Below are 15,393 nucleotides of genomic sequence, written 5' to 3' on the forward strand. Positions count from 1 at the left end.
CCGATGCGTATCCTCGTTGCCGTCTCCGGCGGGAGCGATTCCAAGGGCTTGCTTCTCGCCCTGAACGAGGCGATTGAGGCAAGCGACCCCAACAGATTTTCCCTGGCCGCATGTACGGTCGATCACGCCCTGCGGCCGGAATCGGCTGCGGAAGCGCAAGGCGTTGCCGCCTTCTGCGCAAGCATCGGCGTTCCGCACCTCATCAAGCGTTGGGATGGCCCCAAACCGCTGACCGGTATTCAGGCGGCGGCGCGCGAGGCGCGCTATCGGCTGCTGGCGGATGCCGCCGAGCGGTTTGATGCCGGCTGTATCGTCACCGGCCACACCAGCGACGACCAGCGCGAAACGATCCTGATGCGGATGCAAAGGGCGACGGGGCCGGGCGCTTCCGGCATGGCGCGCGCCACGCTTTACGACCGCCGGATCTGGGTGCTGCGGCCGTTCCTTAATCTTGATCGGACCTCGATCCGCGCCTTTCTCGCGACGCGTGACGTGACCTGGTTCGATGATCCGAGCAACGCCAACACGACCTTCGAGCGGGTCCGCGTCCGGGCTGAACTGGCGCATGCACCGCGAGCGGAGGAGGGGGCATGGGATGCTGGAGCCAGGGCCCGGTCGTCGACAAGGGCTGCCGCCTTAATCACCCGCCATGTGCGCGTGCATGCAGGCCTGGTGGTGGAGATCCCGCTTGCTTTCGCCGAACACCGCGACGACGTCGATTGGCAGCGGGCGCTGCTCGCGCTGGTGGCCGTGGTCGGCGGCCGCGCGCATATCCCCGCCGCAGATACGGTGAAGCGGGTGGCGGCGTTTCTGCGAGAGACAACGCTCGGTAGGATGACGGCCGGAAGATGCGTGTTCGACCGCCGCGCAAGCGGGCTTTACCTCTATCGCGAGGCGCGGGGCCTGACGACTTTGACGCTTGCAGGCGGCGAGACCGCAACATGGGATGGCCGCTTCCATGTGCGAAATGGCGGAAGCGCGCCCATCTCCGTCGCGGCAGAGGGCCGAGGCGGGCCACAACAGCAGAGACTTATTGCCGCAGGCTTGCCACCGGGCGTTGCCGGTCGTGCATCGCTTACGGCGCCGAGGGTCCGGTCTGAGAACGGCGAAAGTGTCGCATCCATCACAATCGAGCCGCGGATCGGGCTCTACGACACCTTTTTGCCGGGTTTCGACCGGATCATGGCCGATCGGATCGCCGGATTGTTCGGACGAGGGCCTTATCCTCCGCCGCCGGTTCACGATCTATTGACAGAAATGGAACGGTAGCCGGCGGTTTGCCTTGGCAATACGTCACCAGAACCCTATGTTAGGGAGCAAGACAGCGGCTCGCGAAATGCGCGGGTCGTGACAGGTTCCGGGGAGTTCGATGAACCCTAATTTTCGTAATCTTGCCCTTTGGGCAATCATAGCGCTTCTGCTGATCGCGCTGTTCAGCATGTTCCAACAGCCGACGGAGCGCACCGGCTCGCGCGAGATTCCGTTCTCGCAATTCCTCAAGGACGTGGATGCGAGCCGCGTCAAGGAAGTCGTGATCACCGGCTCGAAAGTGATCGGCAGCTATTCCGAAAGCGGCGCAACCTTCCAGACCTACGCGCCATCAGTCGATACGGCGCTGACCGAGCGCCTCGAAGCCAAGGACGTGACGGTCACGGTTCGCCCGGAAACCGACGGTTCGTCCGGGTTCCTCAGCTATATCGGTACCCTGCTTCCGATGCTTCTGATCCTCGGCGTCTGGCTGTTCTTCATGCGCCAGATGCAGGGCGGCTCGCGTGGAGCGATGGGTTTTGGCAAGTCCAAGGCCAAGCTTCTGACCGAAGCGCATGGCCGCGTCACCTTTGACGACGTCGCCGGCGTCGACGAAGCCAAGCAGGACCTGGAAGAAATCGTCGAATTCCTGCGCGACCCGCAGAAGTTCCAGCGCCTCGGCGGTCGCATTCCGCGCGGCGTGCTGCTCGTCGGTCCTCCCGGTACCGGTAAGACGCTGCTGGCCCGCTCGGTTGCCGGCGAAGCCAACGTGCCGTTCTTCACGATCTCCGGTTCGGACTTCGTTGAAATGTTCGTCGGCGTCGGCGCCAGCCGTGTGCGCGACATGTTCGAACAGGCCAAGAAGAATGCGCCCTGCATCATCTTCATCGACGAAATCGACGCTGTCGGTCGTCATCGCGGCGCCGGTCTCGGCGGCGGCAACGACGAGCGCGAACAGACGCTCAACCAGTTGCTGGTCGAGATGGACGGCTTTGAAGCCAACGAAGGCATCATCCTGATCGCGGCGACCAACCGTCCTGACGTTCTCGACCCGGCACTGCTGCGTCCGGGCCGCTTCGACCGCCAGGTCGTCGTGCCGAACCCGGATATCAACGGCCGCGAACGCATCCTCAAGGTTCATGTGCGCAACGTGCCGCTGGCGCCGAACGTCGACCTCAAGGTGCTCGCACGTGGTACGCCCGGCTTCTCCGGTGCCGACCTCATGAACCTCGTCAACGAGGCCGCCCTGATGGCCGCCCGTCGCAACAAGCGTCTTGTCACCATGCTCGAGTTCGAGGATGCCAAGGACAAGATCATGATGGGCGCGGAGCGTCGTTCGTCGGCGATGACCGAGGCCGAGAAGAAGCTGACCGCCTATCACGAAGCCGGTCACGCGATCCTCGCGCTCAACGTTCCCTCGGCCGATCCGCTGCACAAGGCGACGATCATCCCGCGCGGTCGCGCGCTCGGCATGGTCATGCAGCTGCCGGAAGGCGACCGCTACTCGATGAGCTACAAGTGGATGGTCTCGCGTCTTGCCATCATGATGGGTGGACGCGTCGCCGAAGAACTGACCTTCGGCAAGGAGAACATCACTTCGGGCGCATCCTCGGATATCGAGCAGGCCACCAAGCTTGCCCGTGCGATGGTGACGCAATGGGGCTTCTCCGACCAGCTCGGCCAGGTTTCCTATGGCGAGAACCAGCAGGAAGTCTTCCTCGGCCACTCCGTTGCTCAGCAGAAGAACGTGTCGGAAGCGACCGCCCAGAAGATCGACAACGAAATCCGTCGTCTGATCGATGAGGCCTACGAGACCGCCCGCAAAATCCTGACGGAGAAGAACCACGAGTTCGTGGCGCTTGCCGAAGGGTTGCTCGAATACGAAACGCTGACTGGCGAAGAAATCAAGGCGCTGATCCGCGGGGAGAAGCCGGCACGTGATCTCGGCGACGACACGCCGCCGCATCGTGGCTCGGCCGTTCCCTCGGCCGGTGCCAAGAAGGAAGGCTCGGCGGGCAAGGGCGAAGAGTCCGAAGGCGGGTTCGAGCCGCAGCCGCAATAACCGACACCTGTCGGCCATGTATTGAAGCCGCCGTTCCTTGAGTGGAGCGGCGGTTTTTCGTTGGCGATTTTGCACCTGGCATTTGGTAACGGGATGTAATGATTTCTGATGCTAGGCTCGCTGCCGTTTGCTGCACTTTTGTGTCAAAGAAGACTCATGTGTCGCGATCGCATGGCCATTGGTGGGCACGACGATCGGAGGCGTACGGCAACCGCCGATATGAAATGAGGTCCGGTCAATGAAACCCAGTCGCGCACCCCGCAGACAGGCGAAACTGGCAAAGCCAGCGCTGACCCGGCAGAACGATGGAGCTCTTATGAAGCGCAAGTATTTCGGCACCGACGGTATTCGCGGCCAGTCCAATATGTTTCCGATGACACCGGATCTGGCGATGCGGGTCGGCATCGCCGTCGGTACGATCTTTCGCAATGGCGCCCATCGCCACCGGGTGGTGATCGGCAAGGACACGCGTCTTTCCGGCTACATGCTCGAAAACGCGATGGTGGCGGGCTTCACCGCGGCCGGTCTCGACGTCTTCCTGCTCGGGCCGATCCCGACGCCGGGTGTGGCCATGCTCACCCGCTCGCTGCGCGCCGATATCGGCGTGATGATTTCGGCGTCCCACAATCCCTTCCAGGACAACGGTATCAAGCTGTTCGGCCCCGATGGCTACAAGCTCTCCGACGACATCGAACAGAAGATCGAGGCGTTGCTCGACCAGGATCTCTCGGGCCAGCTGGCGAAGTCGGAAGACATCGGCCGCGCGAAGCGCGTCGATGGCGACATCTATCGCTATCTCGAACATGCCAAGCGCACGCTGCCGCGCGATGTCACGCTGCAGGGCCTGAGGATCGCCGTCGATTGCGCCAATGGCGCGGCCTACAAGGTGGCGCCGACCGCCCTTTGGGAACTGGGTGCCGAAGTCGTTACCATCGGTACGGAGCCGAACGGCCTCAACATCAATCTCGACTGCGGCTCGACGCATCCGGCTGCTCTTTCCAAGAAGGTCCATGAAGTGCGCGCCGATATCGGCATCGCGCTCGACGGCGACGCCGACCGCGTGCTGATCGTCGACGAGAACGGTACCGTCATCGATGGCGATCAACTGATGGCCGTCATTGCCGACAGCTGGGCCGAGGACGGCATGCTGCGCGGCGGTGCCGTTGCGGCGACCGTGATGTCCAATCTCGGTCTCGAGCGTTACCTTAAAGGGCGCGGCATCGACCTGCGCCGCACCAAGGTCGGCGACCGCTATGTCGTCGAGCAGATGCGCCAGGACGGACTGAACGTCGGCGGCGAACAGTCGGGGCATATCGTGCTTTCCGATTTCGGCACCACCGGCGACGGTCTTGTTGCGGCCTTGCAGATCCTTGCGGTTATCAAGCGTCAGGGCAAGGCGGTGAGCGAGGTCTGCCACCGCTTCGAGCCAGTGCCGCAGGTGCTGAAGAACGTGCGCATTTCGGCCGGCAAGCCGCTTGAAGACGCGACCGTGCGCCAGGCGATTGCGGATGCGGAAGCGGAGCTTGCGAAATCCGGTCGTCTGCTGATCCGCCCGTCCGGCACGGAGCCGCTTATCCGCGTGATGGCGGAAGGCGACGATCGCGGCCAGGTCGAGCGCATCGTCGACGAACTGGTCAATGTCATCGGCAGCGTGCGCAACGCCGCCTAAGCCGGTACCAATCGACTTCCCTCCAGGGCCGGTGCGAAGCGCCGGCCTCTTTTTTCCCGTTGCCTGTTGCTTTTGCCCGGTAGTGTCGCCGCGGTCCGGGCCATTTTCCCGTTAGAACTCCGCTGGGGAACAGAACCTGCAACCATCACGACAAAAGAGAGTGTTGTTCTGCCGTTCTATTTAGCTCTACCTTATGTGATCTCGGGCAGCAGCCAGTAAACTGCACGACAACTACAAGAATATGCCGATTCCTTAACAAACGCGGTAAACGTTTGTAGTTAATCGGAACTTAACCTTTGCTCCTCATTATCCACAACAACAACGGGATTTGGGCACCGCTTTCACGGTGATCCAAGCAACGGAATCTATTGGAGTGGGCCATGAAGAGAATTTTGAGTGGCGTTGTTGCGATCTTGCTCAGCGGCACGGCAGCTTTTGCTGCGGATGTCTATCAACCGCCTATCGAGCCGGTGCCGGAACAGCCGGTCGAGGTCATCCAGACCAGCGGCTGGTACCTACGCGGCGACGTCGGCTACGCCTGGAACAATCTGCGCGGCGCGAACTACTACCAAGGGGGGCCTGGCGGCTCCATCACCAGTTTCGAAACCGCCGATATCGATGATTCCTGGGTCGCCGGCGTTGGTGTCGGTTACCAGTTCAACAACTATCTGCGCGCCGACATCACGGCCGACTACTGGGGCGGCGCCGACTTCACTGGCTCGACTTTGGGCAACTGCGGCAGCGTGGTCGGTCCTTGCCGGTCGCGTGACGTCACCTCCGTTTCCGCCTGGAGCCTGATGGCCAATGCCTATGTCGACATCGGCACCTACGGCGCCTTCACGCCTTACGTCGGTGCCGGTATCGGTGCCACCCACGTCAAGTGGGACAAGCTGCGCAACACCAGCTGCAGCATCGCCGATCCCAGCCAATGCGACCCGACGACCGGTCATGACGGCGAGAGCAAGTGGCGCTTCACCTATGCGCTGATGGCCGGTACTGCCATCGACCTCACCTGCAATCTCAAGGCCGACGTCGGCTACCGCTTCCGCCAGGTCGACGATGGCGACATGTTCGGCTACGCCAACGGTGGCGGTCCGGGCTCCGACGAAGGCTTCTACATCCACGAGGCGCGCGCTGGTCTGCGCTACTCGTTCGGCAGTGTCTGCGAAGTGCCCTACGAGCCGGAGCCGATCGTCTACAAGTGATCGGCCAGACCAGATGATACGAAAGGCCACCTTCGGGTGGCCTTTTTCGTTGCCGCCATTCTTTGCTTGTTTCCTAACAGGCATGGTTAACCGGGGGTTAACCAGTCGCTGCCAATAGTTAACGCTGAACGAAGCGGTGACGGCAGTGCGCCATCCCGCACCGATAGCAGTGGTGAAAGGGCATGGGCATGGATTGGCGAAACGGGTTCTGCGGGGCCGCTTTTGGTGCCGGCCTGCTCCTTTCCGGCGCGGCATTCGCTGCCGATGAGGATCTCCTGAATGCGCCGGAGATCACCATCGAAAAAGAATCGGCTGGCGCGAGTGCGATCTATCTGCGCGGCGATATCGGCTATGCGCCTTGGCGTAGCGAAGGCGATCCCTATTACCGGACCTTCGATGCGGGCACGTCGACCTACGACAGCACCACCTTCGACAACGCCCGTTTCGACAAGCCGTTTTCCGGGTCGCTTGGCGTCGGCTACCAGTTTACCGACACGTTCCGCGCTGACCTGACGGCGGAGTATTTCGAGGGCCGGTTCAACGGTTCATCCTCATCGGCAAGCCCGTGCGCGGGGCAAGGGGCGGGAACATCCTGCGCGTTTTCGACCGGGGCCGACTATTCCGCTCTCGGCCTGATGGCGAACGCCTATGTCGACTTCGGCACGCTCGCCGGCTTTACCCCCTACGTTGGCGCCGGTCTCGGCGTGACGCGTCTCAATTGGGATACGGCGGTCGAACGGGCCACCTGCGTTGCCGGTGGCGGCGCCTGCGCCGGAGCGGCCGGCTCCACCTCTTACGAGGGGCGCGACAGCTGGCGGTTCACCTATGCGCTGATGGCCGGCGTTTCCTACGACCTCAGCGATCAGCTGAAGCTCGATGTCGGCTACCGCTACTCCCATATCGCCGACGGCGAGATGTTCGGCTTCGGCACTGAGGCGCTTGCGGGCGCACGTGGCGACAAGGGCTTTGACGACGGTCTTTCCCGTCACGAAATCCGAGCGGGCCTGCGCTTCTCGTTCTAGCGCCATCGGCCGCGGGAAAGTCGAGCAGGTTCGCTGCGTTCTTTCCCTAAGTGATTCAACCTGTTGCCCACATGAAGGCGTTGCCTGGCAATAATCGTTCGGCGGTGGCTGTCTGTATTTTCATATGTTGCCCGCGACGCCATTAATTTTGTCGATTGCGACAAAGCGCTTGACTTCCGATCCCGCCGCCAATATCGACGACGGCGGGACACCCTTCCCCAACGAAGGGCTATCTATCTGGAAGGATAGCACATGGCAAAGCCTGCACAGCCGGACCTCCGTCCGAACAATACCCATTTCTCTTCTGGCCCTTGCTCGAAGCGCCCCGGTTGGACGCTCGACGCTCTCTCCGATGCTCCGCTCGGTCGTTCGCACCGCGCCAAGATCGGCAAGACGAAGCTGAAGCAGGCCATCGATCTTACCCGTGACATTCTTGAAGTGCCGGCCGACTACCGTATCGGTATCGTGCCCGCTTCCGACACCGGCGCCGTCGAAATGGCGCTCTGGTCGCTGCTCGGTCCGCGCGGCGTCGACATGGTCGCCTGGGAAAGCTTTGGCGCCGGCTGGGTGACCGACGTGGTCAAGCAGCTGAAGCTCGCCGACGTACGCAAGTTCGAAGCCGGTTACGGCGAACTTCCCGACCTTTCGAAGGTCGATTTCGACCGCGACGTGGTCTTCACCTGGAACGGCACGACCTCGGGCGTGCGTGTGCCCAACGGCGACTTCATCCCGGCTGACCGCAAGGGCCTGACGATCTGCGATGCGACCTCTGCCGCGTTTGCGCAGAACCTCGATTTCGCCAAGCTCGACGTCGTCACTTTCTCCTGGCAGAAGGTTCTTGGCGGAGAGGGCGCCCATGGCGTCATAATCCTGTCGCCGCGCGCCGTCGAACGGCTGCTGACCTACGTGCCGGCCTGGCCGCTGCCGAAGATCTTCCGCATGACCTCGGGCGGAAAGCTGATTGAAGGCATCTTTACCGGCGAAACCATCAACACGCCGTCGATGCTTTGCGTCGAAGATTACATCGATGCGCTGCTTTGGGCGCAGCAGGTCGGCGGGCTCAAGGGCCTGATGGCCCGGGCTGATGCCAATGCGCAGGCAATCTTCGATTTCGTCGCCGCCAACGATTGGATCGCAAACCTGGCGGTCAAGGACGAGACCCGCTCCAACACCTCGGTCTGCTTGAAGATCGTCGACAAGGACGTGCTCGCGCTCGACGCCGACGGACAGGCGGCCTTTGCCAAGGGCGTGGTTGCGCTCCTCGAAAAGGAAGGCGTCGCCTTCGACATCGGCCATTACCGCGATGCCCCGTCCGGTCTTCGCATCTGGGCCGGCGCCACGATCGAGGCCGCCGACATGACGGCGCTGATGCCATGGCTAACCTGGGCTTTCGAGAGCCAGAAGGCAACGCTGGCACAGGCCGCGGCCTGATCGGACAAAGGGTGAGGACAATGAACTTCGCCCGCATCTCACACTGATTTGAGTGATCCGCTTCGCTCCCCATGGGAGCGAGGCCTGGCTACCCGCATTCCCATTCAGACCTGATCTTTAAGGAGGCCTCCCATGGCACCTCGTGTTCTCGTATCCGACGAACTGTCGGAAACCGCCGTCCAGATCTTCCGCGACCGCGGCGTCGAAGTCGATTTCCAGCCGAAGCTCGGCAAGGACAAGGACAAGCTCGCCGAAATCATCGGTAACTATGACGGTCTTGCCATCCGTTCCGCCACCAAGGCGACGGAAAAGCTGATCGCCGCTGCGACCAACCTCAAGGTCATCGGCCGCGCCGGCATCGGCGTCGACAATGTCGACATCCCGGCCGCTTCGCGCCGCGGTATCATCGTGATGAACACGCCCTTCGGCAACTCGATCACGACCGCCGAACACGCGATTGCGCTGCTCTTTGCCGTTGCCCGCCAGCTTCCGGCTGCCGACACCTCGACGCAGGCAGGCAAGTGGGAGAAGTCCCGCTTCATGGGTGTCGAAATCACCGGCAAGACGCTCGGCGTCATCGGCGCCGGCAACATCGGCTCGATCGTCTGCTCGCGCGCCATTGGCCTGAAGATGCATGTGCTTGCCTACGACCCGTTCCTCTCCAAGGAGCGCGCCGAGGAAATGGGCGTCACCAAGGTCGAACTCGACGAACTGCTCGCCCAGGCTGACTTCATCACCCTGCACGTGCCGCTGACCGACAAGACCCGCAACATCCTGAGCGCCGAAGCGCTTGCCAAGGCCAAGCCCGGCGTGCGCATCGTCAACTGCGCCCGCGGTGGTCTCGTCGACGAGAAGGCGCTTGCAGAAGCGATCAAGTCGGGCCATGTCGCCGGCGCCGGTTTCGACGTTTTCGAGGTCGAACCCGCAACCGAAAGCCCGCTCTTCGGCCTGCCGAACGTCGTCTGCACGCCGCATCTCGGCGCTTCGACCACGGAAGCCCAGGAGAACGTCGCGCTGCAGGTGGCCGAACAGATGTCGGACTACCTGGTCAAGGGTGCGGTCTCCAACGCCATCAACATGCCGTCGATCACCGCTGAGGAAGCGCCGATCCTCAAGCCGTTCATCCGGCTTGCCGATGTTCTCGGCGCCTTCGTCGGTCAGGTGACCGAAAGCGCGATCAAGGAAATCGAGATCCTCTATGACGGCTCGACCGCCGGCATGAACACCAAGGCGCTGACGAGTGCTGTGCTTGCCGGTCTGATCCGGCCGCAGGTCGCCGACGTCAACATGGTTTCGGCGCCGGTCATGATCAAGGAAAAGGGCATCATCCTGTCCGAGGTCAAGCGCGACAAGACCGGCGTCTTCGACGGCTACATCAAGCTGACGGTGAAGACGGCGAACCAGACGCGGTCGGTCGCCGGCACGGTGTTCTCGGACGGCAAGCCGCGTTTCATCCAGATCAAGGGCATCAACCTCGATGCGGATGTCGGCAACCACATGGTCTACATCACCAACACCGACGTTCCCGGCATGATCGGCTTCATCGGCATGACGCTCGGCGATGCGGGCGTCAACATCGCGAACTTCCAGCTCGGCCGCGAGAAGGAAGCCGGTGACGCGATCGCGCTGCTCTACGTCGATGGCGCTGTTTCCGAGGCCGTGCTTGACAAGCTGCGTGCCAATCCGGCAATTCGCCAGGCAAAGCCGCTGGTCTTCAACATCGATTGATACCAGCCCAGCAAGTGGCAGCACGGTCTGCCACTTTGCCGACCCACTCGCGGGACATATCGAGGACGCACCGGCCGACCGCCGGTGCGTTTTCCTGTTTCGAACGCATGTGACGAGATATGACCGAAATGACATTCCGCTGGCGTGAGGCAAGCCTGCCCGACCTCGCATCCGTATCGGAGATCCAGCTCGTGGTTCACCAGGCCTTTCCCGAGGATGACGCCGTGCTCGCCGACCGCATCGCGCTCAGCCCTGCCGGTTGTTTCATGCTGGACTCAAAGGGCCTGTCGCGCGGCTATGTGTTGAGCCACCCCTGGCTTCGCGGTGCGCCGCCGTCGCTGAACAGCATGCTTGGCGAAATCCCTGAGGCTGCCGATACCTGGTACATCCATGACCTCGCCCTTCTGCCCGAAATGCGTGGCTCCGGGGCAGGGGGCGGCGTGTTGCCGATGCTTGCCGATGTTGCACGGACGGAAGGGTTCCGGTCGATGTCGCTCGTTTCCGTCAACGGATCCCGCCGCTTCTGGGAGCGACAGGGCTTCGAGGTTCGCATGGACGAACGGCTGGTGCAGAAGCTTTCAAGTTATGGCGATGATGCGCTCTATATGGAGCGGCATCTCGTCTGAACGAAAATGGCGCCGATTGGCGCCATTTTCGTCTCGGGATGGATCAAGCTGCGCGCTGCGCAGCGGACCGCCATACCTTCTCCTCGACGGTAAACTGGGCGAGCCGACCGGATAGCACGTTGCTTTCGCCGGCGAGCGCCTGGCTTGCGGCCGAGGTCTGCTCGACCATGGCGGCGTTTTGCTGGGTCATCTGGTCCATCTGGTTGACGGCGGTGTTGATCTCCCGCAGCCCGACCGACTGTTCGCGGGCGGCCGTCGCAATGGCGACGATGCGGTCGTTGATCTCGTTGACCCGCCGCTCGATGTCGCCGAGCGCCGAGCCGGTCGCCTCGACCAGACGCACGCCGGCCGAAACCTCGACACCCGACGCGGTAATGAGCCCCTTGATCTCCTTGGCCGCCGTTGCCGAACGCTGCGCCAGTTCCCGCACCTCCTGCGCGACAACGGCAAAGCCCTTGCCGGCATCACCGGCGCGTGCCGCCTCGACGCCGGCGTTCAGCGCCAGGAGGTTCGTCTGGAAGGCGATGTCGTCGATGACGCCGATGATCTCGCCGATCTTCGAAGACGAGTTTTCGATGCGGCCCATGGCGGTGATTGCGTCGCGAACGACCTCGCTCGAGGTGGCCGCACCCTTGCGGGCCTCCGCGACCATGCGGGTCGCCTCCTCGGCGCGGTTGGTGGAGTTCTGAACTGCTGAGGTGATCTCGTCGAGGGCGGCTGCGGTTTCTTCGAGCGACGCTGCCTGCTGCTCGGTGCGCTGCGACAGGTCGTTGGCTGCCCTGCTGATCTCATTGGCATTGCCGGTGACAACTGAGGTGGAATCGGCGATCGCGCTCACCGTCGAGCGAAGTGCGGCGACGGCGGTGTTGAAGTCCTGGCGCAGCTTTTCGTAGTCGGCGCCGAGATCGGGGACATGGGTCGTCAGGTCGCCGCTCGCGAGCCGCTCGAGCGCACCGCCGATCGTGCTGACGACATGGGCTTGCACGCGGGCGGTCGCCTGCTGCATTTCCTCGTTGGCGCTGCGCTCGCCGTCGAGCGCCACCTGCTGTTCGCGCTGGCGAACTTCGAGCGCGTTGCGCTCGATCACCGAGGCGCGCAGCACGACGAGGGCATCGGCCATGTGGCCGATCTCGTCGCGGCGGTCGGTATCCGGAACTTCCGAACGGGTGTCGTTGTTCGATACTTCGAGCATCACGTCTTTCAGCCGGTTGATCGGCCGGCTGATCGAGCGGCCGATCGCCATGGCGGCAGCAAGCGTCGCGATCGCGGCGATCGCCGTGGTGATGATCGTCATCAGCAGAGACGCATTGTACTTGGCGGCGAGATCGTCGGCATAGACACCGGTGCCGACGCCCCAACCCCAGGGTTTGAAGCCCTGAATGTAGGAGTACTTCTCGACCGGCTCCTCGTGGCCGGGCTTGTCCCAATAGTAGTTGACGATGCCGCTGCCGGGGTTCTGCGCCAACGCGATGAGCTCGACGTTAAAGGCTTTGCCGTTGGTATCCTTGAGGCCGCGCACGTCGGTGCCGACGAGCTTCTTGGCGAGCGGGTGGGCGATCATCATGCCGTCGAAGCCGTTGATGAAGAAGTAGCCGTCCTGGCCGAAGCGCATGGCCATAACGGCGGAAATAGCGCGGCTCTGGGCTTCCTCATGCGAGAGCGTGCCATTGCGCTCCTGCTCCTCGAAGCTTGCGATCGTCGAGATCGCCGCTTCGGTGACGTTGCGCAGCATCTGCCGGCGCTCGTCGCTGACTTCCGAGTTGGCGACTTGAGTCTTGTAGGCCATGGCGGCTGCCATGAAGACCAGCGCCATCGCCGTCAATAAGTAGATACGTGTCGAAATTCTAATATTTTTCACTGCCTTAGCCCCAAGGAAAATCCTGGCGGCGACAGAAACACCCATCTGCTAATCAAGCCTTAAGTCGCCTCCCGAGTTCTAGCGATTGCATCGCCCGAAACTTGCCCGGCAGGCGCGAGACTTCTCTAGCGCGGGCGACCTTTTTCGGCGATCGCGATCCCGCCGAGCACCAAGAGCAGGGCGACGAGGTGGAAGAGGTGGAAGGTCTCGCCGATCAGCATCACCGACAGCAGCGTGCCGAAAACGGGAATGGCGTTGATGAACAGGCCGGCGCGGTTGGCGCCGATCATCTCGACACCGCGCACATAAAGCACCTGCGACATCAGCGACGGGAAGATCGCGGCATAGAGAACGATGACCCAGCCCGTGGTATCTGGGACTATCGCCGTGCCTGTGCCGATCTCCCAGAACAACAGCGGGATGGCGCTCAACAGCGCGCCGAAGGCGGGGGCGGCGATGAAGCTCTGCCAGTGCATGGTCGGCTTGTAGCGCAGCGCCACGGTGTAGCCGGCATAAACGATGCAGGCCGCGATCATCAGCGCATCGCCGAAGTTGAATTCGAGCGACAGCAGGCTGGTGACGTCGCCATGGGCCGCCGTCACCAGCACGCCGACGAGGGTGACGGTAAAGCCGATCACTTGGGCGATCGACGCCTTGGTGCGGAAGAGCACGAAGTTGAAGAGAAAGATCAGCATCGGGATGCCGGCCTGCAGAATGACGGCATTGATGGCGCTCGTATATTTGAGCGCCGAGTAGAGCAGGGCATTGAAGGTGGTGAAGCCGATCGCGCCATAGGCAAGAAGTTGCAGCCAGTGCTTGCGGATCTTGTCCCAGTCGCGGCGGATCTGCGGCGTCATCAGCACCAGGATGACGATGAGCGCGAAGACCCAGCGCAGGGTCGTCAGCATCATTGGGCTCACATGGCCAACGGCCATCTTTCCGGCGACGGAGTTGCCGCCCCAGAAGAGAGCGGTGATGCACAGATAGAAGTAGGCCCTGGAATTCACGATGCTCAGACCTGCATGGGGATGGCGACCGGCTGTCGCGATGGCGGGAGAGCGCAAGATATAGGCTCTAAATCCCGGCCTTGTCATGCAAAAAGGGCGGAACGCCCGACATAACGGGGTCGCTTTCCAGATGACAACACAGTATAGATGCGCGGGTTTGAGAACAGCGCAGCCTCGGTTGCGCGCCTGAACAGGAAGAGAATTATGACGAATGTCGTAGTGGTCGGCTCCCAATGGGGTGACGAAGGCAAAGGCAAGATTGTGGATTGGCTCTCCGAGCGCGCGGATATCGTCGTGCGCTTTCAGGGCGGTCACAATGCCGGCCATACCCTGGTGATCGACGGCGTCAGCTACAAGCTGTCGCTCCTGCCCTCCGGCGTCGTGCGTCCCGGCAAGCTTGCCGTCATCGGCAACGGCGTCGTGATCGATCCGCACGCGCTGATCGCCGAAATCGACAAGCTCGGCAAGCAGGGCATTGCGATCACGCCGGACAATCTGCGCATCGCCGACAATGCCACCCTGATCCTGTCGCTGCACCGCGAGCTCGACGGCATCCGCGAGGACGCCGCCTCCAACAGCGGTACGAAGATCGGCACCACGCGCCGCGGCATCGGTCCGGCTTACGAAGACAAGGTCGGCCGTCGCGCCATCCGCGTCATGGATCTTGCCGACCTCGACACGCTGCCGGCCAAGGTCGATCGCCTGCTGACGCACCACAACGCGCTGCGCCGCGGCCTCGGCGAAGCCGAGATCAGCCATGACGCGATCATGCAGGAGCTTTCGTCGGTCGCCGCCAAGGTGCTGCCGTTCATGGACACCGTCTGGGTGCTGCTCGACAAGGCTCGCCGCAAGGGCGCCCGCATCCTGTTCGAAGGCGCGCAGGGCACGCTGCTCGACATCGACCACGGCACCTATCCGTTCGTCACCTCGTCGAACACGGTCGCCGGCCAGGCTGCCGCCGGCTCGGGCATGGGTCCGGGTTCGCTCGGCTATATCCTCGGCATCACCAAGGCCTATACGACGCGTGTCGGCGAAGGTCCGTTCCCGACTGAGCTTACCGATGAAATCGGCCAGTTCCTCGGTGAAAAGGGCCATGAATTCGGCACGGTCACGGGTCGCAAGCGTCGCTGCGGCTGGTTCGATGCGGCTCTGGTGCGCCAGTCGGTCGCCGCCAACGGCATCACCGGCATCGCGCTTACCAAGCTCGACGTTCTCGATGGTCTCGACGAACTGAAGATCTGCATCGGCTATACTCTGGATGGGCAGCAGATCGACCATCTGCCGGCAAGCCAGGCGCAGCAAGCTTCGGCAAAGCCAGTGTATGTTACGCTTGAAGGATGGAAAGAATCGACGGTTGGCGCGCGCAGCTGGGCAGATCTTCCGGCGCAAGCGATCAAGTATGTCCGCCAGGTGGAAGAACTGATCGGTGCACCGGTTGCTCTTCTTTCGACCAGCCCGGAGCGGGACGACACAATACTTGTGACGGACCCCTTTGAGGACTAGTGTCGGCGAACTGACATTGCGTCGTGATCGCAAA

Annotated in this window: 11 protein-coding genes; 9 read left to right on the forward strand and 2 right to left on the reverse strand. The window is 62.5% G+C overall.

Going from position 1 to position 15,393, the window contains the following annotated elements:
- The first annotated feature begins 3 nt into the window (after positions 1 to 3).
- The 8 genes from tilS to ASD01_RS07985 all read left to right on the forward strand — a co-directional run bounded on the left by tilS (position 4) and on the right by ASD01_RS07985 (position 10,991).
- Positions 4 to 1,269: a tRNA lysidine(34) synthetase TilS gene (gene tilS, locus ASD01_RS07950; protein ID WP_051659729.1), complete on the forward strand. Its 1,266-nt coding sequence runs from the start codon at positions 4 to 6 to the stop codon at positions 1,267 to 1,269.
- A 100-nt stretch (positions 1,270 to 1,369) separates the two neighbouring features.
- On the forward strand, positions 1,370 to 3,310 hold the full coding sequence (gene ftsH, locus ASD01_RS07955) for an ATP-dependent zinc metalloprotease FtsH (protein ID WP_034806263.1): 1,941 nt from the start codon (positions 1,370 to 1,372) through the stop codon (positions 3,308 to 3,310).
- Positions 3,311 to 3,626: 316 nt separating this feature from the next.
- Positions 3,627 to 4,979, forward strand: a complete 1,353-nt coding sequence (glmM, locus tag ASD01_RS07960; RefSeq protein WP_034806266.1) for a phosphoglucosamine mutase — start codon at positions 3,627 to 3,629, stop codon at positions 4,977 to 4,979.
- Positions 4,980 to 5,359: 380 nt separating this feature from the next.
- Entirely contained in the window at positions 5,360 to 6,184 is an 825-nt protein-coding gene (locus tag ASD01_RS07965; RefSeq protein WP_034806269.1) for an outer membrane protein, read from the forward strand.
- Between the two features lie 188 nt (positions 6,185 to 6,372).
- Positions 6,373 to 7,206 (forward strand): outer membrane protein, encoded by an 834-nt coding sequence (locus ASD01_RS07970; protein WP_034806661.1) that lies wholly within the window; start codon positions 6,373 to 6,375, stop codon positions 7,204 to 7,206.
- A gap of 252 nt (positions 7,207 to 7,458) precedes the next feature.
- A complete protein-coding gene (locus ASD01_RS07975) occupies positions 7,459 to 8,637 on the forward strand; it encodes a phosphoserine transaminase (RefSeq protein WP_034806423.1) in 1,179 nt (392 codons plus the stop codon).
- 132 nt (positions 8,638 to 8,769) lie between these two features.
- On the forward strand, positions 8,770 to 10,365 hold the full coding sequence (gene serA / locus ASD01_RS07980) for a phosphoglycerate dehydrogenase (RefSeq protein WP_034806426.1): 1,596 nt from the start codon (positions 8,770 to 8,772) through the stop codon (positions 10,363 to 10,365).
- 119 nt (positions 10,366 to 10,484) lie between these two features.
- Positions 10,485 to 10,991 carry a GNAT family N-acetyltransferase gene (locus tag ASD01_RS07985; RefSeq protein ID WP_060518566.1) on the forward strand — a complete coding sequence of 169 codons (507 nt, stop codon included), beginning with the start codon at positions 10,485 to 10,487 and terminating at the stop codon, positions 10,989 to 10,991.
- Positions 10,992 to 11,034: 43 nt separating this feature from the next.
- Here the strand turns inward: ASD01_RS07985 and ASD01_RS07990 are convergent, their stop codons facing one another.
- Positions 11,035 to 12,849, reverse strand: a complete 1,815-nt coding sequence (locus ASD01_RS07990) for a methyl-accepting chemotaxis protein (protein WP_034806432.1) — start codon at positions 12,847 to 12,849, stop codon at positions 11,035 to 11,037.
- A gap of 125 nt (positions 12,850 to 12,974) precedes the next feature.
- Complete coding sequence (locus ASD01_RS07995; protein ID WP_034806435.1) at positions 12,975 to 13,856, reverse strand: DMT family transporter; 882 nt, start codon at positions 13,854 to 13,856, stop codon at positions 12,975 to 12,977.
- Between the two features lie 204 nt (positions 13,857 to 14,060).
- On the opposite strand from ASD01_RS07995, the gene ASD01_RS08000 reads away from it, so the two are divergent.
- Positions 14,061 to 15,359, forward strand: coding sequence for an adenylosuccinate synthase (locus tag ASD01_RS08000; RefSeq protein WP_034806437.1), 1,299 nt, complete (start codon positions 14,061 to 14,063; stop codon positions 15,357 to 15,359).
- The last annotated feature ends 34 nt before the right edge of the window (positions 15,360 to 15,393 follow it).

Origin of the sequence: Ensifer sp. Root423 (assembly GCF_001426275.1) — a bacterium.
Taxonomy (GTDB): Bacteria; Pseudomonadota; Alphaproteobacteria; order Rhizobiales; family Rhizobiaceae; genus Ensifer; species Ensifer adhaerens.

Coding starts and splice junctions, on each gene's coding strand:
- ASD01_RS07985 (WP_060518566.1), top strand. CDS start 10,485: ATGACCGAAATGACATTCCGCTGGCGTGAGGCAAGCCTGCCCGACCTC.
- ASD01_RS07965 (WP_034806269.1), top strand. CDS start 5,360: ATGAAGAGAATTTTGAGTGGCGTTGTTGCGATCTTGCTCAGCGGCACG.
- serA (WP_034806426.1), top strand. CDS start 8,770: ATGGCACCTCGTGTTCTCGTATCCGACGAACTGTCGGAAACCGCCGTC.
- ASD01_RS08000 (WP_034806437.1), top strand. CDS start 14,061: ATGACGAATGTCGTAGTGGTCGGCTCCCAATGGGGTGACGAAGGCAAA.
- ASD01_RS07970 (WP_034806661.1), top strand. CDS start 6,373: ATGGATTGGCGAAACGGGTTCTGCGGGGCCGCTTTTGGTGCCGGCCTG.
- ftsH (WP_034806263.1), top strand. CDS start 1,370: ATGAACCCTAATTTTCGTAATCTTGCCCTTTGGGCAATCATAGCGCTT.
- tilS (WP_051659729.1), top strand. CDS start 4: ATGCGTATCCTCGTTGCCGTCTCCGGCGGGAGCGATTCCAAGGGCTTG.
- ASD01_RS07975 (WP_034806423.1), top strand. CDS start 7,459: ATGGCAAAGCCTGCACAGCCGGACCTCCGTCCGAACAATACCCATTTC.
- glmM (WP_034806266.1), top strand. CDS start 3,627: ATGAAGCGCAAGTATTTCGGCACCGACGGTATTCGCGGCCAGTCCAAT.